Source organism: Phaeobacter sp. CAU 1743 (assembly GCF_039839315.1).
GTDB lineage: Bacteria > Pseudomonadota > Alphaproteobacteria > Rhodobacterales > Rhodobacteraceae > Phycobacter > Phycobacter gallaeciensis_A.
On record NZ_JBDOQR010000014.1, the window covers coordinates 19,698 to 45,151 of the forward strand.

Sequence of the window (25,454 nt, forward strand, 5' to 3'; positions counted from 1 at the left end):
CATCTCAACTCAGGGAGAATACCTATGACATTCAAATCATTGCTTTCCGCGACGACCGCCGCGCTGGCGCTGGCCGCGACCATGGCCACAGCCGAAGAAGTAAAGATCGGTATCGCGGCCGAACCCTATCCGCCCTTTGCTTCGGCTGACAGCTCCGGCAACTGGGTTGGTTGGGAAATCGACGTCATCAACGCGGTTTGCGCCGCTGCCGAACTGGACTGCGTGATTACTCCGGTTGCATGGGACGGCATTATCCCGTCGCTGACCGGCAAGCAGATCGACGCCATCATGGCCTCCATGTCGATCACCGAAGAGCGCATGAAAACCATCGATTTCTCCGACGCTTACTACAACACCCCCACGGTGATCGTTGCGGACAAGTCCATGGACGTTGAGCCGACCCCTGAATCGCTGGCAGGCAAGATCCTGGGCGTGCAGGCCTCGACCATCCACCAGGCCTATGCGCAGGAATACTTCAAGGACGCCGAAATCCGCGTCTATCAGACCCAGGACGAAGCCAACCAGGATCTGTTCGCCGGCCGCATCGACGCGACCCAGGCCGACAGCATCGCCATGGCGGATTTCGTCGGTTCTGACGCAGGCGCCTGCTGCGAGATCAAAGGTCCGGTGAAAGACGACCCTGCCATTCTGGGCAAAGGTGTTGGCGCCGGTGTGCGCAAGGGTGAAGAGGATCTGAAGGCGGCGCTGAACAAAGGGATCGCCAAGATCCTTGCCGACGGCACCCACGCCGAAATCACCTCCAAATACTTCACGACCAGCATCTACTAAGGCGCTATCGTGACTGACTTCCTGAACGCGCTTGGTCTGGCTGACAGCGCAGCACTGCTATCGCTGTCGGCTCCAGGCTGGGGAAGCAACCTGCTGCGCGGGTTGGCAAATTCTCTGCAAATCGCCTTTGGTGCTTTTGGACTGGGGCTTCTGATCGGGCTGTTCGGGGCCTATGGAAAACTTTACGGCGGGAAGGTCACGCGTGACCTTCTGGCCGTATACACCACCGTGATCCGCGCCGTTCCCGAACTGGTGCTGATCCTGATCCTCTATTACGTGGGCACCGATCTTATCAACAAGGCGTCCGCGCTGCTTGGCGGTGGGCGGATCGAGATCAACGGGGTCGCCGCCGGCATCTGGGTTCTGGGGATCGTGCAGGGCGCCTATGCGACCGAAGTGCTGCGCGGCGCCATTCAAGCCGTCCCGCCCGGCCAGATCGAAGCGGCCCGCGCCTATGGGATGCCTGCATTGATGACCATGCGCCGGGTCACCATCCCGGCGATGATGGCCTTTGCCACGCCGGGTCTGGCCAATCTGTGGCTGATCGCGACCAAGGACACCGCATTGTTGGCCGTTGTCGGTTTCAACGAGCTGACGCTGGAGACCAAACAGGCCGCCAGCAGCACCCGCGCCTATTTCACCTTCTTCCTTGCTGCCGGGGCGCTCTACCTGCTGGTTACGCTCTGCTCCGGGGTCATCTTTGGCCGGGTTGAGAAATGGGCCCGCCGTGGTCAGCCGTCGCTAAAGGAGGGCCGCCAATGACCAGCCTGCGCGCATTTTTCCAACCGCATCGGATCGTGATGCTGGCGCTTTTTGCGGCCTTTGTTGTCTGGTGCGCCGTCAGCCTGCGCTGGGACTGGCTGCCGAAATACATGCCGCTGGCGATCGAGGGCATGTGGACCACGCTTTGGATCCTCGTGGTGACAACCATCCTCGGCTTTCTTCTGGCGGTGCCGCTGGGGCTCGCCCAGGCGGTGGGGCCTTGGTATCTGTCCGCCCCGGCCCGGATGTTCTGCACGGTGATACGCGGCACCCCGTTGCTGCTGCAGATCTGGCTGCTTTATTATGGGCTTGGCTCCTTGTTTCCGCAGTTTCCCTGGATCCGTTCCTCTGAACTATGGCCGTACCTGCGGCAGGCCTGGCCCTATGCGGTGCTGGCGCTGACGCTGTCATATGCCGGGTACGAGGGCGAGGTGATGCGGGGCGCATTCTCTGGCGTTGCCCGTGGACAGCTGGAGGCGGCCAAATCCTTTGGCATGCCCCGGATGACCATGTTCCGCCGCATCTGGCTGCCTCAGGCCGTGCGCAATGTGCTGCCGACGCTTGGCGGGGAAACCATCCTGCAATTGAAGGCAACGCCGCTGATCGCCACCATCACGGTGATGGACATCTACGCGGTGTCCTCCCGCGTTCGCTCCGACACCTTCATCGTCTATGAGCCGCTCTTGCTGCTGGCGCTGGTCTATATGGTGATTGCAGGGATCATCAGCCTTATATTCGGCTATTTCGAACGTCAGGTGCCCGGCGGGCATCGCCGATAGGTTCACCTACCGTTCTTGGCGCCCTCCGATGCGGGGGCGCCTTTCTTCACGACACGACGGTAATGTCTGTAATGTCGCTGTCCACATCACGGCAAGCGGCCAGCAGTCTGCGCTTCAGGTGCGACATGACATAGGTCGCATGGAACCGGCTCGGCGCGCGCAGCACCAGGCGGCCCCCTGCCCTGCTCTCCCGTGTCAGAGCCTGTATCCACGCCGTATAGGTCGCCATGTCCTCAGTATGCAGCAGGCCCGTGGCGAGGCTCCATTCGGTGCCATCAGACAGATCCGGCGCCGGTGCGCTGGCCTCGCTGCGCAAGGGCACCACATTGGTTGGTTGTTCGTCGCTACCGCTCATCCTGCAGTCAAAATCAGGGCCTACGGCGGCCCAGCGGTCCCGGGTGTCATCCAGTATCCGATCCAGCCCCAGACCGTACTGAGAGACCCTGCCCCGCGCGCCCTGCCGTTTGATGACCAGCCATCCCATGGAGCGCAGCTTGGCCATCTCTCGCTTCACGGTGCGCTCGTCCACATTCCAGAGCCGGGCAATCTCGCGCTGGCCTACAGCGAGTTCATCCCGTTGCCAGTTGTAGCGAGCTGTCAGAAGCGTGAGTAAACGAAGAACAAGCCGTTGGGTGGTCGGTCCCTGTGCCAGCGCATATGCTGCCATGGCAGTGAGAACATCGTACTTGATCGCCGCCGCATGACGACCCGCTGGTCTTTTGGCAAGCATTGCCATCCCCGTTCCCGCCATGGCTGCTATTTGTTTCAAATAGCAGCCGGTTGCCTCATGCGCTGTGTTTTCGTGTCTGAGAGAACACAGCCGTCGTGTTGGTCGGTTTCGATCCGAACTCAACGTTTTTCTGTATCTTGGCCTAATTTGCGTCCGGAGTTCCGATTCTGTCAAGAACCCATCGGATTGGTCGGGCATACCCAAACCTTTTTCTGATAAGAAAATTGGTATCAATGGTATTGGGGGACGCGCAGAATGTCCCCCAATCAATCGAAAATGTCCCCCAATAGGTTGGGGAGGGTTTCTTTATGTCCCCTTATATCTGCGCCATTGAAGGCCCAAAAACGGGGCGTATTGCCATGTGCCTCCGAATCGGCGGAGCGGTGACACCGGTGTTTGTTTTCAGCCCTCTGAACAAGGTGTCCCCGCAGGGACAGGACGCTAATTCAAACAATAATAGGTTTTGCGTTTTTTGCAAATCCGACGTAAATGGGTTTTGAGGCAGAATTAGCGTCCTGGGTAAACGGGACCTATGCCACTTTGATGTAGGAGCAGTCATGTTTACACACGAAGACCTGGCCCGATTGCAGGCGCAGTCACTCAAGATGCAAAGCTGGATCCGGCAGCAGACCTTTTCCCCCGAGATGGAAAAGACCCTGCGCAGATTTTCCAGCTGGGAAGTTGCAGAGCTGATTTTCAAGGTCAATCAATCCACCCTGCGCGGGCGGCTGGCGGCCGACCCTTCCCTGCCGCAGGGACAGGTCGAAGAAGACGGCCGCCAGCGCTGGTATTCCCTGGAAGAGATCAACGAGCTGCGGCGCCGGATCAAGATCAACCGCAAGTCCCTGCTGCCGCAGCGCCCGGCGGGCAAGCGCGCTCTGCGGGTGGCGATTTCCAACTTCAAGGGTGGCGCCGGCAAATCCACCGTGGCACTGCATTTCGCCCATGCGGCGGCGCTGGACGGATACCGGGTGCTCTGCCTCGATTTCGACCCGCAGGCGACCCTCTCTCACTCCATGGGGCTGAGCGACGTGACCGAGGACTATACGGTCTGGGGTATCATGGCGCGGGATCTGGTGCGCGAAACCGAACGCATGAATGCATCCGCGCGGGGCGCCGAAACCGGGGCCGCCCTGCCCGAACGTCGCCTGCCGGGATCGATCACCGGCATGGGTCTGCAGGATCTGCGCATCGGGGATTTCATCAAGCCGACCAGTTGGCCGACGATTGATCTGGTGCCCAGCTGCGCCAATGCGGCCTTTGTCGAATTTGCCAGCGCGCAGTACCGCTACCTCAATCCTGAATGGTCCTTCTTTGCGGCGGTGTCCCGCTACCTCGATCAGCTACCGGCGGATGAATATGACCTGATCATTTTCGATTGCCCGCCGGCGATTGGCTATCAGTCGATGAATGCGGTCTTTGCGGCCGACATGCTCTACATCCCGTCGGGGCCGGGCTACTGGGAATACGATTCCACCACCTCCTTTATCGGACAGCTGTCCGAAGCGCTTGAGGATCTGTCGGCCTTCAACGGGGTTGTCCCCGCGGGGACGTTCTCTTTGCCGAAGGTGTTTCAGGACGTCCGCTTCCTGTTGACGCGCTATGAGTCCGGCAACGATCTGCACCGCGCGATGCGTAGTGCCTTCATGAAGGTTTTCGATGGCAGGATGACCGAGCACCCGATCGAAATGACCCGCGCGGTCGAACAGTCGGGACGGTTCCTGAGCTCGATCTACGAGATCGATTATCGGGACATGACGCGCGAAACCTGGCGGCGCGCACGGGCGTCTTTCGATCAGGCCTATGATGAATTCAAGACAAACGCGGTCGCCGCCTGGGAAAAGCTGGAGGATGAAGCATGAGCAAGCGCAGAGTTTTCGACATCGATTTTCCAGAAGACTCCCCTGCCCCGGCTCCGGTCGAACCGCCTCGGCAGAACACGGCTGAGGGATCAGGCTCCGGCGCAGCGCGGCGCGGTCCGATGGCGACGGCTATCACCGAGAACGCAGATGCCCTGCGTCAGCGCGCCGAGGCAGAGAAAACGATCCGAGCGGAAAATGACCGGCTGGCGCATGAGTTCGTGCGGCTCAAGAAACTGGGGCTGGTCGTGGACCGGATCCCGCTGGGGAAGATCCGCACTGACAAACTGGTCCGGGACCGCTCTGTCAGCCGGGATCCCGAATTGGATGAGCTGAAGGATTCGATCCGCTCGATCGGGCTGTCGAACCCGATCCGGGTCGAGGAAGACGGGGGTGTCTATCAGCTGGTTCAGGGCTTTCGGCGTCTGTCGGCTTATCGCGCTCTGCTTGAGGAAACGGGCGATGACAGCTTCGCGGCCATTCCGGCGGGGCTGGTGGCCAAGGGGGAAACCCTGCAGGGCCTCTATCGCCGGATGGTGGATGAAAACCTGGTGCGCCGGGATATCTCCTTTGCCGAGATGGCGCAGCTGGCCGTGTCCTATGCCCAGGATCCCGAGACGGAGGCGGACAGCATTGATGAGGCGGTGCGGCTTCTCTATGCCTCTGCCGGGCGTCAGAAACGCAGCTACATTCGCCATTTTGCCGACTTGCTGCTCATGATCGGGACCGAGCTTACCTTCCCTGAGGTGATCCCGCGCGCGTTGGGGCTCGATCTGAAGAAGCGGCTGGCGGATGATCCAAAGGCGCAAGCGCAGTTGGAAGCGCAGCTGCGGTCTCTGCGGCCTGATACGGCAGAGGCAGAACTGGTGCTGTTGCGGGGTGTCCTGACATCGCCGACATCCGAAGCTTCGAGCAGTCCCGCTGGTGGGACCGCGCCGAAATCGGCCAGTGCAAAGACGACCCTGCGCTGCGCTGTCCCCGCGGGGACGGTGCGGTGTCAGGCCCGGGATGGGAAGATCGAGATGGCGATGGAACGGGATTTTTCCGCCATCGACCGGCGGCGGTTGGAAGAGGCAATCTCGGCCTTCTTCACCACGCTGGACCGGGGCGCGGAATAGATCCTAGCCACAGGGCGAAGTGTCTTGGAGAAAGCAAAAGGGCTGTCCCCGCGGGGACAGCCCTTTCTTTTTTGCCGGTTTGCCGTGGGTCAGTTCAGAACCTTGAAATCAATCCGCCGGTTCTTGGCCCGGTTCTGCGCGGTGTCGTTGGACACCAGCGGGGTGGTTTCACCATAGCCGACCGGTTTCAGTCGATCCGCCCCAATGCCTTTGCGGGTCAGATAGCTCACCACCGCATCGGCGCGTTGCTGGCTCAGTCGCATGTTCCAGGCCGCCTGGCCCTGGCTGTCGGTGTGACCGCCAACCTCAAGAATGATCGAGGGGCAGCGGCTGACGATATCGTACAGGCTGTCCAGAAAGATGATCGAGGTTCGGTCCAGCCGCGCGGTGGACGGGGCAAAGTTCACGCTGCGGCTGCGGGACAGAATATCGAACCGGCCAAGGCAGGCCTCGCGGCTGAAATCTCCGGCGGTTTCCAGCGCGGCCGAGGCTCCGGACACAGGCGCGGCGATGGCTGGCGCCGTTCCGGGGGAGGTGCGTTGGAAGGTCAGGTTGAGATTGACGATCCCCAGCGGTGTGATGGTGACATTGGCGGCTTCCTCCAGCTTCTCGCGCCCGGCCATCAGGTTGAAATCCTTCAGCTGCAGGATGACGGGATCGACCGAGGAAATATTGACCCGGTCATTGTCCAGAAGGGTTACCGCAACCCGCGGGGACAGGTCGACATCGGCGCCGTGCAGCGACAGGGTTACGGGCACCTGCATCAGCTTGCGGCGCACTGTGGGCAGGTCCGCCAGCTGCGCCGGATCCAGAACCGCGGTGACGGTGGCCTCGGGATGGGCGAAGGTTTCAAAGAACAGGAACCGCATCCGCACATTGCGCAGGTCGATCTTGGTGTCGACCGAATCCAACGCGATCTTGATCTGGGCGATGCCTTTTTCGGTGATCTGCCCGCTGAAGGCCGCGAATTCGCTGGTCTCGGCGATGGTGCCTTTCTTGACCGACAGGAACGTGATGGTGGAAATCTCCGGATCCAGTTGCCAGCCGTGTTCGAACGGATCGGCCGCAAAAACCGTGCGGGGCAGGGTGAAAAGGACGAGGAAAATCGGAAGAATGAGCAATCGGAACATGGGACAAGCCACTCCTGGCGGAACTAGGACACTGTTCCCCGCATAGCACGAAATAGTAGGGAACTGCTGCTAGCATAACAGGAAACTTGTGGTGTGGCGCAAGGATGGCGATACTTTCGGCAGGAATTTCCCGGCCTTGCGATCCTTTGTGGATGCTGTGACGGCGTGAAAAGGTGTTGGAGTAAAGTAAATGCGCGCGATGTTTGCGGCGATCCGAATTGGTCTCGCTCTTCTTTTGATTGTGTTCTGGGGAGCCAGTCATGCGAGGGCGGAAGAACGTCTAGCCCTGGTCATTGGCAACTCTGCCTATGCATCCGTCACCGCGTTGGACAACCCCGACCGGGACGCACAGCTGATCGCGCAGACGTTGGAACAGCTTGGATTTACGGTCACTGTTGAGACGGATCTGACACAGGTCGGGATGAAGCGAGCGATTGCCCATTTCGGGCGCAGCCTGCGGGCGGCGGGGGAAGATGCCACCGGGCTGTTCTATTACGCCGGGCACGGGGTGCAAAGCTTTGGCAACAACTACCTGCTGCCGGTCGATGTTGCGCTGGCCGATGCCGCGGATCTGGACCTGATGGCGGTCGAAGCGCAATCAGTGCTGCGGCAGATGGCTTCGGCGCGCAATCGAACCAACCTTGTGATTCTGGACGCCTGCCGCAACAACCCGTTCGAAAATGTGCCGGATCTGGACGAAAGCGGTCTGGCCGAAATGAAGGCTCCGACCGGCACCTTCCTGGCTTATGCGACGTCCCCGGGTGGGGTGGCTCTGGATGGGGACGGGGACAACAGCCCGTTTACCCAAGCATTGGCGACGCAAATTCAGGTGCCGGGTCAGCCGGTCGAGCAGGTGTTCAAGGACGTGCGCCGCGCGGTACTGGAGCAGAGCCGGGGACAGCAGACCCCCTGGGATACCTCATCGCTGGTCAGCGACTTCGTCTTTGCCAAGGCTCCTGAGGAACGGGCGCTCACACCGGCAGAGACTGAGGAGCTGCAGCTGTGGCGCTCGGTCGAGGCGACGCGGGATCCGGTGCAGCTGATGCTGTTCCTGCGCGGCTATCCCGACGGGGCCTATACCCAGGAGGCGCGGGACATGCTGAAGGACGTCATGGCAGAGGAACTGGCCGGTGGTGGCACCGCGGCGCCTGCGCCCACGTCACAAGGTCCCGACGAGGCCGAAACAGCCATGTTCAATGCGGCGCAGCAGGATGGCAGCCTCAGCGCTTATGAGGCCTATCTGCAAAATTACCCGGCTGGCACCTATGCCGAGATCGCCCGCACCGAAATCGCGGTGCTGACGGCCGGTTCCGGCACGGATCCAGAGGCCGGGGGAGAGCCGGAGGTCGTCGCGGCGCCTGCCGAAGATCCGGGGCCAAGACCCGCGGATTCAGGGCCGGTCACCTATGCCAGCCCTCTGGATGCAGAGGTAGCAGCGCTTGCGGGCAAAAGCCTGGCCGAAGTGGTCGATCTGTCGCCGATGTTCCCCCCAATCGAGGGGCTGCCGGAAAGCTATTGGAAAGAACAGACCTGCAGCGCCTGCCATCAATGGAACCGGGAGCGTCTATGCGATCAGGGCAATACTTATCTTAGCCTCAATATGCAGCGTTCCCTGTCCAAGCAGCATCCGTTCGGCGGCGCCTTGAAACGCACGCTGAAATCCTGGGCCGCCGGGGGCTGCCAATAGGGGATCACCTATCACGGGTGGCAGATTGGGTGCCTGCCTGTTCCGCATGATGCTGGACGGGATCAGGGTGCGTGCGTGGTGACAAGGAAATAGACCCATTCCCCTTTAAAATCAGTATGTTGCTCTCTCTCTTCTGTCACACGCTCGCGCAGCCAAGCCAGATAGGGTTCGGCGGGTTCGCTGATAGGACGCAGTCCGGAATAAAGCGGATGAGAGGCGGCAAAGGCGACTGCGATTTCCTGCCCGTAGGGCGGGCCAACGGCGATCTGCAGGCCGGGATCTCCGTCTTCCCTGGCACCAACGCGCAGCGGATCTTTGGCAGGGGTCTGCTGCAGCGCGATGGTTTCATTCGGGACCAGATGCAGCACCTGCCCGCCTGCATCGAAATAATCGACATAGACATAGGCGGGGTAATCCGGCGCGGTCAGATCGAAGAACAGCCGGTCGCCGCCTGCATAGGAGAGGACCCGGGCGTGGGTGTCGTCCCCGACCAGCAGGGGATTGGTGATCTGATCCGTGCTTTGCGGCAGGCCGACCTCTCCGATCCCGGCAAGGGCGCCGCATTGCGGGCGCGGTAGCAGGCGCATCTGGTCGGATACGGTGATGTCCTGCCCCATCTGCGCCTGCAACGCGGCAAGAACCGGTGCCCGCATCCCGTCTTCCGGAATATGACCCCGCAGGGACAGCGTGGCGGTATCCGGGTCAAAGGCAACCTGAAGCCGGGAGCAGGGCACGGCGGCCAGACTGCCCAGCAGCCCATCCCGCAGGCTGTTTCCGTCTGACGCAGCGGCGGTGGGCGCCATGAAGCTTTGGAAGGCCGCCAGTGAGACAGGGTCGATCCCGTCTGGTGCGCCGCCCTGAAAGGCAAGAGCGGCGGTGACCTGATCGCTTTGCGGAACGGCGGTGGGCAAAACCGGAGCTTTGGGCGGGAGCGTTTGCGCCGCATCCACTGATGGCGATGCCTGCGGCACCGGCGCCGTGTCAGGGGCGAACTGAGCAATGGGCTGCGCAGCCGGGGCCGCTGTTTTCACGTCGAGTGAGGGCTCTGCGGCTGGGGCAAGGCGGGCAGGCGGTAGATCGGTTGCGGCAAGCGCCACATCGGCAGACGGTGTGGTCGATATGGATGGTGTGATCTCGGGCGATAGGCTGGCAACCGCAGCCGGTTTGACCTGCGCTGACGCAATGGGCTGCGCCGCAGGTGGGGCTTGCGCGATAGCTGCACTTTGTGCGGGCGCGGCTGCCGGAACCGGGGCAGGGGAGGGGGGCGAGCTCGCAAGGGCCTGCGGTTGCGGCTCGGCCGGGCGCGCCTCTGATTGCGGCAGCGGATTGGCCGCCAGCCCCTCTTGTTGCGGATCAGCCTCTGCGGCGGCCTCGCCTTCGGGCTGCTGCGGGATTGCCTGGCTGCGGTTCAGCCGTTGCGCCGCCATTGTCAGGCTGCTTTGGGGCGTGGGCTGTTTGACCAGATCATCGGGGCGCAGGCTGAACACCAGCGCGCCTGCCATGGCCGCATGGGCCAGGCCAGATGCGACAAGACCCGCACCCCATATGGAGGCCCGCGATGTCATCCGCCGGTCTCGGGGGTGACGACCAGAACCACATCGCGGAAGCCGAGCTGTTGCGCGCGGCTGACCAGAGGCAGGACATTGCGCAGCTCTGCCGCGCGGTGGGCGTTGATCCGTAGGCGCAGATCCGGGTTATCCTGCAAATGCTCGCTCAGCACGTCGGGCAGATCTTCGGGGCGCATGTCATCGCCATCCAGCGCCAGGGCGCCCTTCGCCGATACGGCCAGCGTGATGCCGCCAGCGGGCATATCGCGTCCGGTTTCGGCATGGGGCGGGTTGACTTCAAATGGAGCGGTGGCGTCCATCCGTCCGATCAGCATGAAGAAAATGAGCAGGAAGAACACCACATCGATCAGGGCAATGATCGTTTCGGATTGGGCTGCGCGGGCAGGGCGGGTCAGCTTCATGGCTGCACCTCCAGCCTCAGGACCCGTAGCTGCTGCACATCGGCTTGTGCGGCCTTGTCCATCACGCTGATCAGAGCCTGCGTCGATGCGGCTCCAGAGGGCAGGATCAGAACCTGTGTCAGAGGGTCGGCGGCAATGGTGCTGCGCAGGAGGCTGTCCAACTCGGAGCCGGACAGGGGCCGACCCCGGATCACCGGAACGCCATCTGCGCCGAGGCGAATCATCACCGTATCGGTTGGCGTCGCGGCAGGGCCTGTTGCCCCGTCGGAGGCCCGTAGGGCCGGGATCATATCAAGGTTCAGATAGGTCGAGGTGACCATGAAAAACACGAGCAGGATCAGCATCACGTCGATCATCGGCACCAACGAGATCAGCGCGCGGGGTCTTGAGGCTCGTTTCAGGATCATGGGGCTACCATCCGATCAGCGGCTGGCGTCGGCCAGCATCAGCCTGCCCACGGCGCTTTCGATGGTCTGGGCTGCGCGTTCGATCCGGGATGCGAAAAGCCCTGCCGCGATGGCCGCAGGAATGGCCACCAGCAGCCCTGCCGCGGTGGTCAGCAGCGCCTGCCAGATCCCGCCGGCCAGAACCGAGGCGTTTGCAGCGCCCTGAGCCAGTTCAAGCTCCTGAAAAGACTGGATCATGCCCAGAACGGTGCCCAGAAGCCCCAGCAAGGGCGACACCATGGCGATGAGTTCCAGCAACCGGATCAGGCTGTTCATGCCCGCGACCTCTTCGTTGCCGCGCCGCTCCAGTTCGGACGTCAGCAGAGGGCCTTTGAGGCCGCTGCCCAGGGCGTCCATCGCATAGGTCATGACACGGTCAGCCGGGGCGCGGCCCGCTGTGATTGCGTCTTTGGCGCTTTTCCGGTCGCCGCCGCTCCAGAGGTCGATCGCTTTTGCCCGCGCCGCCTCTCCGCTGCAGACGGACCAGAGCTGGATCAGCTTGACCGCGATCACGGTGAGGGACAGCAGCGACATCAGCGCCAACAAGGCGATGACTGGCCCGCCAGTGCCCAGCATTTCCCAGGTGGCGGCCATCTTATTTCACCAGCTGCGCAGCTGCGCGCGATTCAAGGTTGAGGATCGGAAAGCAATCCATCTGCTCTTCGTTCTGCGGCTGGCAGGAGGTGATGTCATGCAGCAGGATCTCGGAAATGTTGCTGCAGGCGATGTCGGGAATTTCAAAGAGTTTCAGGGTTGTGCGCTGAACGGGCAGGGGGGCGGCATCCACCGACAGAAGCCGGTCGATAACACCGCCAGCATCAAGGATCGCCAGAGACATTTCAAACCCGGCAAAGCTTTTCCCGGTTTGATTGCGGAACAGGAAGAAGGCGCGGCACCCACCGCCGTCGATCTCTTCGGTCTTGTTCAGCTCCACCAGCAGCGGGCCTGTCTCGGCCATGGCATTGCGGGGCAGGGCAATGAGCGTAACCGCGACCATCACGGCCGCGACGTGCAGGAATTTGAGGGGCATGAAAGTCTCCAGTTCTTCAAAATGTAATTAAAAACTCGACTGCGCCCGGGTGGGGGGTCAGACAAGCGTGGTCAGGGCTTTTTCGATGCGGTCCATGACCGATTGCGCGCCGCTGAGATCGCGTTTCTTCAACAGGCGCGCGGCAACATGTACGGCCCGGTCCAGACGGTCGCGGGCCGGGCCTGGGGCGCGGGCAACATTGGCCCTGAGTGCCTGCGCGCGTTTGACCTGCGCGCCAAGCGAGCGCTGGTCCATTTCCCGCTGGCCGCGGCGCATGCTTTTGTCGGCGCTTTCGCGGTCCTTTCCGATTCGGGCGATGGCCCGTTCGATCACCACGATCAGGGTTTCGGCCTCTTGCAGACGGCCTGCATTGATCAGCTTGACCGATTTGGACAGGGCGCGCTTCAGTTTCAGCTCCAGTGGCCCCGGAGCCAGTGCAATCCTTGGCTGGATGCGCTTCAGGCGCCGTGTCAGAGGCGCCACCGCGCTGACATCGATGCCGGTGGCCGAGACATCTTCGACATCCGCCTGCCCCTTGCTTTCGCCTTCGGGTTTGAGACTGTCCAGAAGGTTGCCGCCGTCATCATAGAACAGCACGTTCACCTTGGGCCGGTTCCTTTGCAGGAACTTTTTCAGCGCCGTGATCATCTTGCCCGGGGCCTGTTCGCAGATCATTTCCATCTCGCCGTCCCGCACCACATAGGTGCCCCAGACCATGGGGTTTGTTCCTCCGGCCTGCTTTACCGGGTTGCGCAAGGTTTCGGGTTTTTTGCCGGGCTGGATCATCAGCAGCGGATCCTTGGAGCCATCCAGGCAGAAGGCAAAGCTCATCCGCTTCTTGGCGCCTTCCCGCACCATCGTCCTGACATCGTCACCGTTAACCCGGTCTGCACACATGACCACCACTCGCAAAAGGACGTGAAAACAATTGACTTTAAGAATTCGATAAGGCTCACTTGACGTCAAGTTATTGTTTTAGAGTGGCGCGGTTCACACCGCTGCATGGGTATCGATTGAATACTTGTTGTAGCGGGGCGGACTGCGTTTGACCGGGTTTTGGGAGGTCAGATGGATCCGGCGGTACTGCTGCAGCCAAAGGAAGAGGATGCACCAAGCGGTGCAAATCTCGAGTATGACCCGGCCTTCACGGACATGGAGCTTGCTGCTCAGCCGGGGGAAGAAACCGTTATCGGCGATGAGCGCACCGAGGCGACGGATCCCGATTACCGCGAAGTCGCGGTCAAGGCGACAGAGGTTCTGGAGCGCAGCCACGATCTGCGGGCTGCCGTGTTTTTGGCCGATGCCTTGCTGCAATCCGAAGGTCTGTCCGGTTTTGCGGATGTGACCACATTCATGCGCGGCTGTCTTGAGCAATACTGGGACACCTGCCACCCCGAGCTTGATGAAGACGACGGCGATCCGATCATGCGGATCAACGCGGTTCAGGACCTTTGCGGTCAACCCGGTGGCATGGCAGGGCCTTCACCGGTCTACCGGTCTCTGCGCCGCACCCCGCTGAGTGACAGCCGCGGATTTGGCCGCTTCTCCCTGCGGGAGATGGAAGTGGCCGAAGGGATTGCGACGGCGCCATCGGACATGGAGCGGGTGCCGGATCAGGCGACCATAAGTGCTGCCTTTCAGGACAGCGATCCCGAAGGGGTCGCGACCCGGCTGGCGGCGGCTGAAACGGCGGTCGAGAACGTTAAGGCAATCTCTGCGGTGTTTGACGAACAGACACCGGGGCAGGGGCCAGAACTGGATCCGCTGATCAAGCTGCTGCAGCAGATTGCCAAACGGTTGCGCGACTATGGCAATGTCGAAGAGGGCGCCGAGGCGCCAGAGGCCGATGCGGCAGAAGAGGCCGAGGCCGGAGCTGCCGTGGCAGCGCCCGCTGCAGCTGCCGGGATTGCGCCGGGGGCGATCAACTCACCGGCGGATGTGTCCAACATGCTGGACCGCATCATTGGCTATTACGCACGCGAGGAACCATCGAGTCCGGTGCCATTACTGCTGGAACGGGCAAAGCGTCTGGTGGGGGCCGACTTCCTCACCATCATGAACGACATGGCGCCACGCGGTCTGGAGAATGTGCAGTTGATCGGCGGCATTGAGGACGACGATTGAAACAACAGGGACAGTGGCGTGTGACGACGGGTCGAAAAGATCACCGCATCGTGCCACGGAATTGACGAGTAAGGAGACCTAGATGGCCGGAAGTTCACAAAAGTTCATCGCCCGGAACCGGGCGCCCCGGGTGCAAATCGAATATGATGTGGAGCTGTACGGCGCGGAAAAGAAGGTCCAGCTGCCCTTTGTTATGGGTGTGATGGCGGATCTGACCGGGAAATCCGAGGTGGAACAACCCGCAGTCGCCGATCGCAAGTTTCTGGAAATCGACGTGGACAACTTCGATGACCGGATGAAGTCCATGGCGCCGCGTGCCTCTTTCACCGTGCCCAACACGCTGACCGGCGAGGGTAACCTGGCCGTCGATATCACTTTTGAAAGCATGGATGATTTCAAACCGGCCGCTATCGCTGCCAAGGTCGAGCCGCTGCGCGAACTGCTGGATGCGCGCACGCAGCTGAGCAACCTGATGACCTACATGGATGGCAAGACTGGCGCCGAGGATCTGATTGCAAAAATCATGCAGGATCCGAGCCTGCTGAAAACCCTGGCGGCCCAACCGAAACCCGGCGGCGATGCCGGGTCTGACGCGGAATAAGGAGGATCACAATGGCTGACGAAGAACTCCAGACCGAAGCCGCAGTTGCCGAAAGCGCCTTTGGCTCCGCCGAATTTGAAAACCTCCTGCAAAAGGAATTCCGCCCCAAGTCCGATCAGGCCAAGACCGCTGTCGAAAGCGCGGTCAAGACGCTGGCCGAACAGGCCCTGGCCAATACCGGGCTGATTTCAGATGATGCCCTGCGCTCGATCGAGAGCATCGTGGCAGAGATCGACAAGAAGCTGACCGAGCAGGTCAACCTGATCCTGCACAATGAAGAGTTCCAGCAACTGGAAAGCGCCTGGCGCGGACTGCATTATCTCGTCAACAACACCGAAACCGACGAGATGCTGAAAATTCGGGTGATGCCGATCAGCAAAAAGGAACTGGGCAAGACCCTGAAGAAATTCAAAGGCACTGCCTGGGACCAGTCTCCGATCTTCAAGAAGCTTTATACCGAAGAATTCAGCCAGCTGGGTGGTGAACCCTATGGCTCGCTGGTGGCGGATTATCACTTCGACCATTCCCCGCCGGATATCGAACTGCTGGGCGAGATGTCCAAGATCGCCGCCGCAACCCATGCGCCGCTGATCACGGGCGCCAAGCCGACCCTGTTCCAGATGGATAGCTGGTCCGAACTGTCCAATCCGCGCGATCTGACCAAGATCTTCCAGACGCCGGAATATGCCGCCTGGCGGTCCCTGCGCGAAAGCGAAGACTCCAAATACGTTGGTCTGGCGATGCCACGCTTCCTTGGCCGTTTGCCCTATGGGTCGAAAACCGATCCGGTGGATGAATTCGCATTCGAAGAAGACACCAGCGGTGCAGGCAGCGAGAAATACGGCTGGGTCAACGCCGCCTATGGCATGGCCACCAATATCACCCGCTCGTTCAAGACCTACGGCTGGTGTTCGCGGATCCGGGGCGTCGAAAGCGGCGGCACGCTGGAAGAGCTGCCATCGCATACCTTCCCGACCACGGATGGCGGTGTGGATCAGAAATGCCCGACCGAGATTGCCATTGATGACCGGCGCGAGGCGGAACTGGCCAAGAACGGCATGATGCCGCTGATCCACCGCAAGAACACGGATGTGGCGACATTCATGGGCGCGCAATCCCTGCACAAGCCCACCGAATATGACGATCCGGATGCGACAGCGAATGCCAACCTTGGGGCCCGCCTGCCGTACCTTTTCGCCACCTGCCGGTTCGCGCATTACCTCAAATGCATGGTGCGCGACAAAGTCGGGTCGTTCAAAAGCCGCCAGGATATGGAAAGCTGGCTGCAGAACTGGATCAACAATTACGTCGATTTCAACGCCGATATTTCATCGGAAAACGAGAAGGCGCGCAAACCTCTCGCCGCTGCGGAAGTGGTGGTCGAAGAGGTCGAGGGCAACCCGGGCTATTACAGCTCCAAATTTTTCCTGCGCCCGCATTACCAGCTTGAAGGACTTTCTGTCTCGCTCCGGCTGGTGTCGAAACTGCCCTCAGAAAAAGGAGGCTGATTTCCACTCATCAGCCGCACACAACAGGGTCTGACAAAACATTTGGCCTTAACGAGTACTGAATTTGAAAGGATAGAAAATGGCTGCGAATATGTTCGTCGAGATTTCGGACATCGAAGGCGATGCAACCGAAGAGAACCACAAGAACTGGATCGTGATCCAGTCCGCCAGCTGGAACGTGGAACGCGCTGTCGAAATGACCGATCTCGGCTCGACCCAGCGGATGCATGCGAATTCGAACTTTGGTAAGATCGAGCTGACCTCCCAGATGGGCAAGGCATCCAACGAGCTTGCAAAATCCGTGGCAAACGGCACGGTGCGTCCGGAAATCATCATGCACTGGTGTCGTTCTGGTGATAGCCAGTCCGAAGGTCTGCTGGCCTATTCCGAATGGAAGCTCAAGGATGTGGTGGTCGACAGTTATTCGATCTCCGCGAGCGAGGATGGCATCCCCGAGGAAACCTGGTCGCTGGCCTATGCCGCGATCGAGCACACCTACAAGTCGACGAACCAGAAGACCGGCAAACTGGAAAAACCGGTTGTCTTCCAGTGGAACGTTCAGTCGGGCAAATTCGAATACTGATATGCCCTCGCCCCGGACGTTTTGGGCGTCCGGGGTATTTGTTTGTGATCAAGTAACTGTCGGAGTTGGCGCATGACCCCCGAGGAATATCTGAAGTCGGGCGATCCTGGTAAGGCGCTGACGGCCCTGCAGGATAAGGTGCGGGCGGACCCGTCGAATGCGAAACTGCGAATTTTCCTGTTTCAACTGCTCTGTATTCTAGGGGACTGGAAACGGGCCATCGCCCAGCTGAAGTTGAGCGCGGAACTGGATCCGGGCGCCACGCTTATGGCGCAGACCTACCGTGAAGCGATCATCTGCGAGGTGTACCGAGAAAAGGTCTTTCAGGGTGAAAAGGCCCCGATGATCTTTGGCGAGCCTCAGGACTGGCTGGCGCATCTGATCGAGGCGCAGAAACTTCTGGCGCAGGGCAAACACGATGAATCCGCAGCGCTCCGGGCCAAGGCTTTTGATGCGGCCCCGGCGACCCCGGGCGAAGCGGATGGCAAGGCCTTTGACTGGATCGCCGATGCCGATATGCGGCTTGGCCCGGTGCTGGAGGTGATCATCAACGGCCGGTATTTCTGGATGCCCTTTTCCCAGATCCGGTCGCTTGAACTGGATGAACCGGCTGATCTGCGCGATCGGGTCTGGATGGCAGGCACCATCACGCTGGTGAATGGGGGCGAACTGGTTGCGCTGGTGCCAACCCGATATCCCGAGAGCACCGAGGCAGACCCGGAGGCCATGATGGCCCGGGCAACGGATTGGCAGGATATCGGCGCGAATACCTATATCGGCATCGGTCAGCGGTTGCTCACCATTGGCGATCAGGACATCGCGATTATGGATCTGCGCAGTCTGCGCTTGCATGGCGCCGAGGACACGGATGAGCCGCAGGGCGGCCTGACGGATGGCTGATCAGACCCTTGCCGAACGCCTTCAGCCCTCTTTGCTGGATCGGCTGACGGACAATGATCCCGGCAACCGCAAGGAAAGCCGGGAATCGCGGGTGATCGACCTGAACCGGCTCCGTGATATCATCCAGCGGGATCTGTCCTGGCTGCTGAACACGCTGAACGGAGAAAGCCATATTCCGGTCGACAGATATCCGGCGGTGGCGGCTTCGGTTCTGAACTATGGGCTGGGTGAAGTTTCGGGTGAGTATTCGACCAGCGAGAAAACGGAAATGATCCGGCGCGGGATCGAGCGGGCGGTGTCCCGCTATGAGCCGCGGATCATCGAAGGATCTGTCGATGTCCGCCTGACCGGCGAAACAGAGGCCGCAGGCATGACGGTGGCTCTGGAGATCCGCGCGGATATGTGGGCGCAACCGATGCCGTTGGAGCTGTACCTGCGCAGCAAGGTTGATCTGACCACCGGTGAAGTGAACGTGGAACGAGGGCTGTAGCAATGGATACACGGCTGCTGGACCACTATGAAAACGAGCTGAATTACCTGCGCGACATGGGCAGCGAATTTGCTGCGGCCTATCCGAAAATTGCGGCGCGGCTGGGTATGGAGGGGGTTGAGGTTCTCGACCCCTATGTGGAACGGCTGCTGGAAGGGGTCGCGTTCCTGTCGGCCCGGGTGCAGCTGGAGCTGGAGCTGCAGTATCCCAATTTCACTTCGAACCTGCTGGAAATCATTTATCCGCATTACCTTGCGCCGACGCCGTCGATGATGATCGCAGCCTTTGAACCGGATACCAGCAACTCTGCCGTCAAAAGCGGCTATGTCATGCCGCGCGGCTCGGTGCTGCGGTCGCGCCTGACCGAAGGGGAGCAGACCCCTTGCGAATTTCGCACCGCGGCGGAAATCACCATGTGGCCGATCGAGATCACTGAGGCCCAGTATATCGACGGTCGCGGGGATCTGGTGGCCGCCGGGGTTGCAACCGGCTTTGATGTCCGCGCCGGTATTCGCCTGCGGCTGAAACGCAACGATGGTGAGGCGCTGCGCGATCTTGGCATGGACCGGTTGCAGATCTACCTGTCCAGCGCAGCGGGCAACAGCTGGCCCTTGCTGGAACTTCTGTGCACCCAGGTGCAGGGGGTCGTCGCGCGGTCAACCAACCGCAGGGCCGACTGGCAGGCGCCTTTGGCTGATGGCGCCGTGGTGCAAAAGGGGTTTTCCCGCGAAGAGGCTTTGCTGCCGGTGCCCCGGCAATCCTACGACGGCTATCGCCTGCTCCAGGAATACTTTGCCATGCCCGAACGGTTCCGCTTTGTGGAACTTCAGGGGCTGGCGCCCGCATTGCAGCGTGCCGAGGGAGATGAGGTCGATATCTACATCCTGCTGCGCGAAGGCATGCGCGGTATCGAGCCCATCGTCGTGCCCGAGGTTTTTCAGCTGAATGCGGTTCCGGCGGTAAACTTGTTTGAAAAACGTTGCGACCGGGTCCGGATCACCCCGAACGACACCGAACATCAGGTGATCCCGAACCGGACTGCGGGGCTGGATTTTGAAATCTACGCCTTGCGGAGCGTTACCGGGATCAGCGGCGAAGGCGAAGATGACGTGATCTTCCGCCCGTTTTATTCGGCTACCGATTTCACCGCTGCGGGGGAAACCCATCCCGCCTATTACACGATCAAACGCCGGATGCGGCAAAGGTCGGAAAAGGAGCGCCTGCGCGGGGTGCGCTCGTCCTATCTGGGGTCAGAAGTCTACCTGACGCTGGTGGACCGGACGCAGGCGCCCTTCGGGCCGCATCTGGAACAGCTGGCGGTCAATGCGCTTTGCACCAACCGGGATCTTCCCTTGCTACTGGCAACCGGGAACGATGACGTGTTTCACCTGCCGGAGGGCGGGCCGGTGCGGAAGATCTCCTTGCCGGTCGCTCCAACGCGGCCGCATCCGACGCTGGCACAGGGGGATACCGCTTGGCGGCTGATTTCCCATCTCAGCCTCAACTACGTGTCGATTGCCGACAGCGGCAAGGGGCAGGCGGCAGAGGCCCTGCGCGAGTTGGTGGGCCTTTATGCCCCATTGGGAAACCGGGTCACCGAAAAGCAATTGGAAGGGATCGTATCGGTGTCGAGCCGCCCCATCGTGCGGCGGATGAGTGACGAGATCCTGTCGACCGCCGTGCGCGGGCTCGAGATCACAATCGGATTTGACGAAAGCTTTTTTGAAGGCAGCAACATCTATGCGCTGGGGGCCGTGCTGGAGCGGTTCTTTCGCGGATATGCCACCATCAATTCGTTCACGGAAACGGTTCTTCGAACCGAGAAACGCGGAGACATTGCCAGATGGCGACCGGAAAAGGGCCTCGGCCGGATGATCTGAGTCTATATGGTCGGCTGGCCGCGTCGCCTGAAGAGCATCACGTTTTTCAGGCCCTGCGGCTGCTGGAGGCTCATTTTGCCGAGGCCCCGCGCCTCGGCGAAAGCCGTCGCCCGCGCGAGGACCGTCTGCGGCTGGGGCAGGAGGCCGAGCTGGCCTTTCCACCCTCCACCATTGCGGGCTTCACCCCACCAGAGGGCGACCGGCCTGCGCGCCTGACCAACCGGTTCTTTGGTCTGTTCGGCCCGCAGGGTCCGCTGCCGCTGCACCTGACGGAATATGCCCGGGATCGCAAACGGAACCACCGTGATCCGACCATGGTGGCCTTTGCCGATATGCTGACCCACCGGATGCTGAGCCTGCTGTACCGGGCCTGGACACAGGGGCAGCCGGCCGTCAGCTTTGACCGCGCCGATGATCCGATGGCCAAACGCATCGCTGCCTTTACCGGCTACAGCGGCAAGGGCCTACCGGATCGCGATGCCATGCCGGATCTGGCGAAGCTGCATTTTTCGGGGCACCTCTCGCAAGGCACAAAGCACCCCGAAGGGCTGGTCTCGATCCTGTCCGCCTTCCTGGAGGTGCCTGTCCATCTGGAAGAATACGTCGGCAGCTGGCTGCAGCTGGAACCGGATGACCGCTGGCAACTGGGATCCGGGGCTTTGGGGCGCAGCACCAGCCTTGGTGATAAGGTCTGGAGCAGAACTGCCAAGTTCCGCCTGCGGATCGGCCCGCTCAGCCTTGCGGATTATAATCGGCTGCTGCCGGGGGGGAGGGCCCTTTCGCGCCTGCGGTCCATCGTGCGGTCCTACGTCGGGGATGTGCTGGACTGGGATGTGAATCTTGTGCTGGCCGGAGACGAGGTGCCGCGCGCCAGTCTCGGCGGCAGCACCCGGCTGGGCCATACCAGCTGGATCCGCTCGCGGCCCGATCCGGACAAGGACCAGCCCGATGCGGGTGATCTGTATCTGTATCCCGGTGTCGCCGCCGGGTCCCAAGAACGAGTAGAGGGAGTGATGTGAAATGACCGAGATCAGCCGTGTGGCCTTGTTCGGCAAGCTCAACAAACTGGGATATCAGGCCGTCGAAGGCGCAACCGTATTCTGCAAGATGCGGGGCAATCCCTATGTGGAGCTGGTCCACTGGATGCATCAGCTTCTGGCGCTACAGGACAGCGATCTGCACCGGATCATCCAGCACTATGACCTGGACACCGGCAAGATCGCGACGGAACTGACGCGGGCGCTGGATATGCTGCCGCGCGGGGCCTCGGCGATTTCGGATCTGAGCGATCATTTGATGGATGCGATGGAACGCGGCTGGGTCTGGGGCTCGCTGCTCTATTCCGACTCCAAGGTGCGCAGCGGTTATCTGCTGCTGGGAATGCTGAAAACACCCGCCTTGCGCAATATCCTGGCGTCGATGTCGCCCGAGCTGGCCAAGATCGGCGCCGATGATCTGGCCGACAATTTTGCCGAAGCCACGGAAGGCTCGCCCGAGGATCGCCTTGGCGCGCAGGATGGCAGCGACGTGGGCGGCGGTGCCGAGCCGGGCGAAGCCTCGAACGCGATGGCCCCCGGCGCCATGGGCAAGGGCGAGGCGCTGGAGCAATTCTGCACCGACCTGACCGAACAGGCCCGCAATGGGGAAATCGATCCGATCGTCGGCCGGGACGAGGAAATCCGCCAGATCGTCGATATCCTGATGCGACGGCGCCAGAACAACCCGATCCTGACCGGGGAGGCAGGCGTCGGGAAAACCGCGGTGGTCGAAGGCTTCGCGCTGCGCATCGCCCGCGGTGATGTTCCGCCCGCCTTGCAGGATGTGCGGCTGCTGGTGCTGGACGTGGGTTTGTTGCAGGCCGGCGCCAGCATGAAGGGCGAATTTGAAAACCGTCTGCGGCAGGTGATTGACGAGGTGCAGGCCAGCCCCACCCCCATCGTGATGTTCGTGGATGAAACCCACACGTTGGTCGGGGCAGGGGGCGCGGCGGGCACCGGCGATGCGGCCAACCTGCTGAAACCGGCCCTGGCGCGTGGCACCCTGCGCACCATTGGCGCAACCACATGGGCCGAATACAAGAAATACATCGAAAAGGACCCCGCGCTGACCCGCCGTTTCCAGGTGGTGAAGGTGGATGAGCCGGACATTCCCAAGGCGATCCTGATGATGCGCGGCATCGCCTCAATGCTGGAGAAACACCACCGTGTGCAGGTTCTGGATGAGGGGATCGAAGCGGCGGTCACCCTGTCGGCGCGCTATATCCCGGCGCGGCAATTGCCGGACAAATCCGTCAGCCTGCTGGATACGGCCTGCGCCCGTGTGGCGGTCAGTCAGCATGCCGTCCCCGCCGAGGTGGACGACAGCCAGCGCCGGATCGAGGCGCTGACCACCGAGCTGGAGATCATCGGTCGCGACGAAACCGCCGGCTATGACGTTGCCGCGCGGCGCGAGGCTGTGGCCGCCGCAAAGACCGCCGAGGAAGAGCGCCTGGCGGAACTCAAAGGCCAGTGGGACCGGGAAAAAGCCGTGGTTGAGGCGATCCTGGAGCTGCGCGCCAAGCTGCGCGAGGGCGCCGCGCCGGTGGATGCGCCTGCCGAAGAAGTTGAAGACGCCGGTGACAGCCCGCTGGATGAGGAAACCCGCGCCACCCTGATGCAGGAGCTGAAGGAGAAGAACGCGGAACTCGAAGAGTTGCAGGGCGACCGCCCCCTGATCCTGCCCATCGTCGATCATCAGGCGGTGGCCTCGGTCGTGGGGGACTGGACCGGCATCCCGGTGGGGCGCATGGTCAAGGATGAAATCGCCACCATCCTGTCGCTCGAAGAGCATCTGGCCAAGCGGGTGATCGGACAGGATCACGCGATGCAGATGATTGCCAAGCGTATCCAGACCAGCCGCGCCGGCCTCGACAACCCGAACAAACCCATCGGTGTCTTCCTGCTGGCCGGCACCAGCGGTGTGGGTAAGACGGAAACGGCGCTGGCCTTGGCCGAGGTCCTTTATGGTGGTGAGCAGAATGTCATCACCATCAACATGTCCGAATATCAGGAGGCCCATTCGGTCAGCTCGCTGAAAGGCGCGCCTCCGGGCTATGTCGGCTATGGTGAGGGCGGCGTTCTGACCGAGGCGGTGCGTCGCAAGCCCTATTCGGTGGTGCTGCTGGATGAGGTCGAAAAGGCCCACCCGGACGTGCACGAGATCTTCTTTCAGGTCTTTGACAAGGGCGTGATGGAGGACGGCGAAGGCCGCGTGATCGATTTCAAGAACACGCTGATCCTGTTGACCTCGAACGCGGGCAGCGATCTGATCATGGATATGTGCGCGGACCCGGATCTGATGCCGGAACCCGAAGGCATCGCCAAGGCGCTGCGTGATCCGCTCCTGAAGATCTTTCCGGCGGCGCTTCTGGGGCGTCTGGTGACGATCCCCTATTATCCGCTCAGCCCCGACATGATCGCAGAGATTACCCGGCTGCAGCTGGGTCGGATCAAGAAACGTGTCGAGGAAGCGCATAGCGTGCCGTTCTCTTATTCGGATGCGGTCGTCGACAAGATCGTCGACCGTTGTCAGGAGCTGGAAAGCGGTGGCCGGATGATCGACGCCATCGTCACCAACAGCATGCTGCCGGACATCTCGAACGAATTCCTGCGCCGCCTGATGGAGGGCCGGGAGGTGAGCAAGGTTGAGATCGACATCGCGGATGACGCCTTCTCATACGCATTCGAATAGGGGCGCAAAGCGCGCCGGGTGAACCGGCACAAGTAGTCAGTAGGAAACAGCGGTCGACGGGGCTGCAATTTTATCAGTGAGGATCTTGAGATGGCAAAGACGACAGTAACAAAGGCAACGCTGCCAATCATCGATATCGTGCGCAGCAAACCAAAGCTGATCTATCTGGAAATCCCCAAATACCGCGCGGACGTGGTGATCGAGGTCACAACCACCGGCAAGCTGTCAAAGCCCAAAGAGGTGCCCAGCACGGCGATGAACCGTCTGAAAGCGGCCGCCGAGGCGGTGATGCTGGAATACGAGAAGATCATCAAGGAAGAGGCGGTCCGGCTCGACAAGAAGATCGGCGAGCTGATGCAGGAGCCGACCAAGAAGAACGTGGCAGCGGCGCAGCAGATGATCGCTGACTCCAACATGAGCATCAAGAACGCCTTGGCCTCGGCCGAACCGGCAGCCCAGAAGGCGGTTGAAAAGACGCTGAAAGCCGAGGCGCAGAAAGACAAGCTGCTGAAAGAGGCGCGGGTCAAGACTACGGTCAAATGCAGCCTTGGTGTGATCAAGATCGGCGCCTCGGTGGCGAAACTGATTGCCACGTCGGGGGCCGAGATCACCTCCTACAAGACCATCGTGGTCGAGGTGGCCAAACTGGGTCTTGAGATCAATCAGCAGCTGAAGAACGAAGCCAAGCTGCGCAAGGACCTGCAAAAGGGGCTCGCTGCCTTTCTGAAACTGCGGGAAACCTCGGTACAGCAGGCAATCGACCGGCAGGGACTTGGCGATATCGCGGGCAATCTCGATTATTCCAAACCGATGGCCGCGATCAAGGGAGCGCTGAAATCCGCAAAAGATGCCGGAGAGGAAGTCACCCAGGGGCGTGATCTGAAATCCATCGCCGCAAAGATCATGGATTTCTCGGTGAAGAAGATCAAAAGCAACCTTGCCGATGTGGAAAAGGCCCGCGTGGCCTACCGTGAACACACCACCAAGACCCGCCACCGCGCTGACAAACTGGGCGCCAGCGCCGACAAGCTGATGAAGGCGATGAAGTCCAACAGGACCCTGAAGGAAGGGGTCAAGATCGGCGCGAAATGTATGGACCTGAAACGAGCTGGTTCTGCCATGAACAAGAAGCTGGCCGAGCGCGAAGCGTTTCTCGTCGAAATTCAGGAGGTGATGAAGGGCAACGGTCTGGAGATCGACGACCGTACCACCATTCAGAAGATCAAGGAGCTGGAGAAGCTGACCATCCTGGAAGAGGGCAAGGGCGTCCTTGATGCGATCAAGGACATCAAAGGCCTGGTCGATAACGTGGTGGAAGCGGCGGCCTGACGCCTGCCAAA

24 protein-coding genes are annotated in these 25,454 nt (G+C 61.1%); 16 read left to right on the top strand and 8 right to left on the bottom strand.

The features are described from left to right. The first annotated feature begins 24 nt into the window (after positions 1-24). From AAFO90_RS07790 to AAFO90_RS07800, 3 genes are read left to right on the top strand one after another with little or no spacing between them, the layout of a single operon-like run. Positions 25-789, top strand: a complete 765-nt coding sequence (locus AAFO90_RS07790) for a transporter substrate-binding domain-containing protein (protein WP_347509020.1) — start codon at positions 25-27, stop codon at positions 787-789. A gap of 9 nt (positions 790-798) precedes the next feature. Continuing rightward, positions 799-1,551 (top strand): ABC transporter permease subunit, encoded by a 753-nt coding sequence (locus AAFO90_RS07795; RefSeq protein WP_274830743.1) that lies wholly within the window; start codon positions 799-801, stop codon positions 1,549-1,551. After that, positions 1,548-2,330 carry an ABC transporter permease gene (locus tag AAFO90_RS07800; protein WP_347509021.1) on the top strand — a complete coding sequence of 261 codons (783 nt, stop codon included), beginning with the start codon at positions 1,548-1,550 and terminating at the stop codon, positions 2,328-2,330. The genes AAFO90_RS07795 and AAFO90_RS07800 overlap by 4 nt, the downstream gene beginning before the upstream one ends. Positions 2,331-2,376: 46 nt before the next feature. On the opposite strand, the gene AAFO90_RS07805 is transcribed toward AAFO90_RS07800, so the two are convergent. Further along, the gene (locus AAFO90_RS07805) at positions 2,377-3,060 is read right to left on the bottom strand and encodes a hypothetical protein (protein ID WP_347509022.1); all 684 of its coding nucleotides are present in this window, start codon (positions 3,058-3,060) and stop codon (positions 2,377-2,379) included. Positions 3,061-3,617: 557 nt separating this feature from the next. On the opposite strand from AAFO90_RS07805, the gene AAFO90_RS07810 reads away from it, so the two are divergent. Both AAFO90_RS07810 and AAFO90_RS07815 read left to right on the top strand, forming a co-directional pair. Then, positions 3,618-4,922, top strand: a complete 1,305-nt coding sequence (locus AAFO90_RS07810; protein ID WP_274830740.1) for an AAA family ATPase — start codon at positions 3,618-3,620, stop codon at positions 4,920-4,922. Then, positions 4,919-6,037: a ParB N-terminal domain-containing protein gene (locus AAFO90_RS07815; RefSeq protein ID WP_347509023.1), complete on the top strand. Its 1,119-nt coding sequence runs from the start codon at positions 4,919-4,921 to the stop codon at positions 6,035-6,037. Before AAFO90_RS07810 ends, AAFO90_RS07815 begins: the two co-directional genes overlap by 4 nt. An 89-nt stretch (positions 6,038-6,126) precedes the next feature. Here AAFO90_RS07815 and AAFO90_RS07820 read toward each other — a convergent pair whose 3' ends face one another. After that, on the bottom strand, positions 6,127-7,167 hold the full coding sequence (locus AAFO90_RS07820; protein WP_274830738.1) for an OmpA family protein: 1,041 nt from the start codon (positions 7,165-7,167) through the stop codon (positions 6,127-6,129). Between the two features lie 190 nt (positions 7,168-7,357). On the opposite strand from AAFO90_RS07820, the gene AAFO90_RS07825 reads away from it, so the two are divergent. Next, complete coding sequence (locus AAFO90_RS07825) at positions 7,358-8,854, top strand: caspase family protein (protein WP_347509024.1); 1,497 nt, start codon at positions 7,358-7,360, stop codon at positions 8,852-8,854. Positions 8,855-8,916: 62 nt separating this feature from the next. Here AAFO90_RS07825 and AAFO90_RS07830 read toward each other — a convergent pair whose 3' ends face one another. The 6 genes from AAFO90_RS07830 to AAFO90_RS07855 are packed head-to-tail and all read right to left on the bottom strand — an operon-like array spanning position 8,917 to position 13,196. Next, positions 8,917-10,419 carry a DUF4384 domain-containing protein gene (locus AAFO90_RS07830; RefSeq protein ID WP_347509025.1) on the bottom strand — a complete coding sequence of 501 codons (1,503 nt, stop codon included), beginning with the start codon at positions 10,417-10,419 and terminating at the stop codon, positions 8,917-8,919. Further along, entirely contained in the window at positions 10,416-10,823 is a 408-nt protein-coding gene (locus AAFO90_RS07835; protein WP_274830735.1) for a biopolymer transporter ExbD, read from the bottom strand. The genes AAFO90_RS07830 and AAFO90_RS07835 overlap by 4 nt, the downstream gene beginning before the upstream one ends. After that, entirely contained in the window at positions 10,820-11,230 is a 411-nt protein-coding gene (locus AAFO90_RS07840) for a biopolymer transporter ExbD (RefSeq protein WP_274830734.1), read from the bottom strand. Before AAFO90_RS07840 ends, AAFO90_RS07835 begins: the two co-directional genes overlap by 4 nt. A 15-nt stretch (positions 11,231-11,245) precedes the next feature. Next, positions 11,246-11,863 carry a MotA/TolQ/ExbB proton channel family protein gene (locus tag AAFO90_RS07845; RefSeq protein WP_347509026.1) on the bottom strand — a complete coding sequence of 206 codons (618 nt, stop codon included), beginning with the start codon at positions 11,861-11,863 and terminating at the stop codon, positions 11,246-11,248. Between the two features lies 1 nt (position 11,864). Beyond that, entirely contained in the window at positions 11,865-12,299 is a 435-nt protein-coding gene (locus AAFO90_RS07850) for a hypothetical protein (RefSeq protein WP_274833996.1), read from the bottom strand. 57 nt (positions 12,300-12,356) lie between these two features. Then, positions 12,357-13,196 (bottom strand): hypothetical protein, encoded by an 840-nt coding sequence (locus tag AAFO90_RS07855; protein ID WP_347509027.1) that lies wholly within the window; start codon positions 13,194-13,196, stop codon positions 12,357-12,359. 171 nt (positions 13,197-13,367) lie between these two features. Here AAFO90_RS07855 and tssA point away from each other — a divergent pair, with 171 nt between their 5' ends. The 10 genes from tssA to AAFO90_RS07905 all read left to right on the top strand — a co-directional run bounded on the left by tssA (position 13,368) and on the right by AAFO90_RS07905 (position 25,443). Beyond that, positions 13,368-14,423, top strand: coding sequence for a type VI secretion system protein TssA (gene tssA / locus AAFO90_RS07860; protein WP_274830730.1), 1,056 nt, complete (start codon positions 13,368-13,370; stop codon positions 14,421-14,423). Positions 14,424-14,505: 82 nt separating this feature from the next. Beyond that, on the top strand, positions 14,506-15,024 hold the full coding sequence (gene tssB, locus AAFO90_RS07865; RefSeq protein WP_274830729.1) for a type VI secretion system contractile sheath small subunit: 519 nt from the start codon (positions 14,506-14,508) through the stop codon (positions 15,022-15,024). An 11-nt stretch (positions 15,025-15,035) separates the two neighbouring features. Beyond that, positions 15,036-16,532: a type VI secretion system contractile sheath large subunit gene (gene tssC, locus AAFO90_RS07870; RefSeq protein WP_274830728.1), complete on the top strand. Its 1,497-nt coding sequence runs from the start codon at positions 15,036-15,038 to the stop codon at positions 16,530-16,532. 79 nt (positions 16,533-16,611) lie between these two features. Then, the gene (locus AAFO90_RS07875) at positions 16,612-17,115 is read left to right on the top strand and encodes a type VI secretion system tube protein Hcp (RefSeq protein ID WP_274830727.1); all 504 of its coding nucleotides are present in this window, start codon (positions 16,612-16,614) and stop codon (positions 17,113-17,115) included. A gap of 72 nt (positions 17,116-17,187) precedes the next feature. Next, complete coding sequence (locus AAFO90_RS07880; protein ID WP_347509028.1) at positions 17,188-18,015, top strand: type VI secretion system accessory protein TagJ; 828 nt, start codon at positions 17,188-17,190, stop codon at positions 18,013-18,015. Next, the gene (gene tssE / locus AAFO90_RS07885; protein ID WP_274830725.1) at positions 18,008-18,505 is read left to right on the top strand and encodes a type VI secretion system baseplate subunit TssE; all 498 of its coding nucleotides are present in this window, start codon (positions 18,008-18,010) and stop codon (positions 18,503-18,505) included. Before AAFO90_RS07880 ends, tssE begins: the two co-directional genes overlap by 8 nt. A 2-nt stretch (positions 18,506-18,507) precedes the next feature. After that, positions 18,508-20,385, top strand: a complete 1,878-nt coding sequence (gene tssF / locus AAFO90_RS07890; RefSeq protein WP_347509029.1) for a type VI secretion system baseplate subunit TssF — start codon at positions 18,508-18,510, stop codon at positions 20,383-20,385. After that, positions 20,349-21,404: a type VI secretion system baseplate subunit TssG gene (tssG, locus tag AAFO90_RS07895; protein ID WP_347509030.1), complete on the top strand. Its 1,056-nt coding sequence runs from the start codon at positions 20,349-20,351 to the stop codon at positions 21,402-21,404. Before tssF ends, tssG begins: the two co-directional genes overlap by 37 nt. A gap of 1 nt (position 21,405) precedes the next feature. Continuing rightward, complete coding sequence (tssH, locus tag AAFO90_RS07900) at positions 21,406-24,114, top strand: type VI secretion system ATPase TssH (RefSeq protein ID WP_347509031.1); 2,709 nt, start codon at positions 21,406-21,408, stop codon at positions 24,112-24,114. A gap of 90 nt (positions 24,115-24,204) precedes the next feature. Then, positions 24,205-25,443, top strand: a complete 1,239-nt coding sequence (locus AAFO90_RS07905) for a hypothetical protein (RefSeq protein ID WP_347509032.1) — start codon at positions 24,205-24,207, stop codon at positions 25,441-25,443. The last annotated feature ends 11 nt before the right edge of the window (positions 25,444-25,454 follow it).

Bases quoted from the DNA above. Each gene is read 5' to 3' on its own strand.
- AAFO90_RS07830 (WP_347509025.1), bottom strand. From the start codon at position 10,419: ATGACATCGCGGGCCTCCATATGGGGTGCGGGTCTTGTCGCATCTGGC.
- AAFO90_RS07815 (WP_347509023.1), top strand. From the start codon at position 4,919: ATGAGCAAGCGCAGAGTTTTCGACATCGATTTTCCAGAAGACTCCCCT.
- AAFO90_RS07790 (WP_347509020.1), top strand. From the start codon at position 25: ATGACATTCAAATCATTGCTTTCCGCGACGACCGCCGCGCTGGCGCTG.
- tssB (WP_274830729.1), top strand. From the start codon at position 14,506: ATGGCCGGAAGTTCACAAAAGTTCATCGCCCGGAACCGGGCGCCCCGG.
- AAFO90_RS07840 (WP_274830734.1), bottom strand. From the start codon at position 11,230: ATGATCCTGAAACGAGCCTCAAGACCCCGCGCGCTGATCTCGTTGGTG.
- tssE (WP_274830725.1), top strand. From the start codon at position 18,008: ATGGCTGATCAGACCCTTGCCGAACGCCTTCAGCCCTCTTTGCTGGAT.
- AAFO90_RS07810 (WP_274830740.1), top strand. From the start codon at position 3,618: ATGTTTACACACGAAGACCTGGCCCGATTGCAGGCGCAGTCACTCAAG.
- AAFO90_RS07855 (WP_347509027.1), bottom strand. From the start codon at position 13,196: ATGTGTGCAGACCGGGTTAACGGTGACGATGTCAGGACGATGGTGCGG.
- AAFO90_RS07850 (WP_274833996.1), bottom strand. From the start codon at position 12,299: ATGCCCCTCAAATTCCTGCACGTCGCGGCCGTGATGGTCGCGGTTACG.
- AAFO90_RS07845 (WP_347509026.1), bottom strand. From the start codon at position 11,863: ATGGCCGCCACCTGGGAAATGCTGGGCACTGGCGGGCCAGTCATCGCC.
- AAFO90_RS07825 (WP_347509024.1), top strand. From the start codon at position 7,358: ATGCGCGCGATGTTTGCGGCGATCCGAATTGGTCTCGCTCTTCTTTTG.
- tssC (WP_274830728.1), top strand. From the start codon at position 15,036: ATGGCTGACGAAGAACTCCAGACCGAAGCCGCAGTTGCCGAAAGCGCC.
- tssA (WP_274830730.1), top strand. From the start codon at position 13,368: ATGGATCCGGCGGTACTGCTGCAGCCAAAGGAAGAGGATGCACCAAGC.
- AAFO90_RS07880 (WP_347509028.1), top strand. From the start codon at position 17,188: ATGACCCCCGAGGAATATCTGAAGTCGGGCGATCCTGGTAAGGCGCTG.
- tssF (WP_347509029.1), top strand. From the start codon at position 18,508: ATGGATACACGGCTGCTGGACCACTATGAAAACGAGCTGAATTACCTG.
- AAFO90_RS07805 (WP_347509022.1), bottom strand. From the start codon at position 3,060: ATGCTTGCCAAAAGACCAGCGGGTCGTCATGCGGCGGCGATCAAGTAC.
- AAFO90_RS07905 (WP_347509032.1), top strand. From the start codon at position 24,205: ATGGCAAAGACGACAGTAACAAAGGCAACGCTGCCAATCATCGATATC.
- AAFO90_RS07875 (WP_274830727.1), top strand. From the start codon at position 16,612: ATGGCTGCGAATATGTTCGTCGAGATTTCGGACATCGAAGGCGATGCA.
- tssG (WP_347509030.1), top strand. From the start codon at position 20,349: ATGGCGACCGGAAAAGGGCCTCGGCCGGATGATCTGAGTCTATATGGT.
- AAFO90_RS07800 (WP_347509021.1), top strand. From the start codon at position 1,548: ATGACCAGCCTGCGCGCATTTTTCCAACCGCATCGGATCGTGATGCTG.
- AAFO90_RS07820 (WP_274830738.1), bottom strand. From the start codon at position 7,167: ATGTTCCGATTGCTCATTCTTCCGATTTTCCTCGTCCTTTTCACCCTG.
- AAFO90_RS07835 (WP_274830735.1), bottom strand. From the start codon at position 10,823: ATGAAGCTGACCCGCCCTGCCCGCGCAGCCCAATCCGAAACGATCATT.
- tssH (WP_347509031.1), top strand. From the start codon at position 21,406: ATGACCGAGATCAGCCGTGTGGCCTTGTTCGGCAAGCTCAACAAACTG.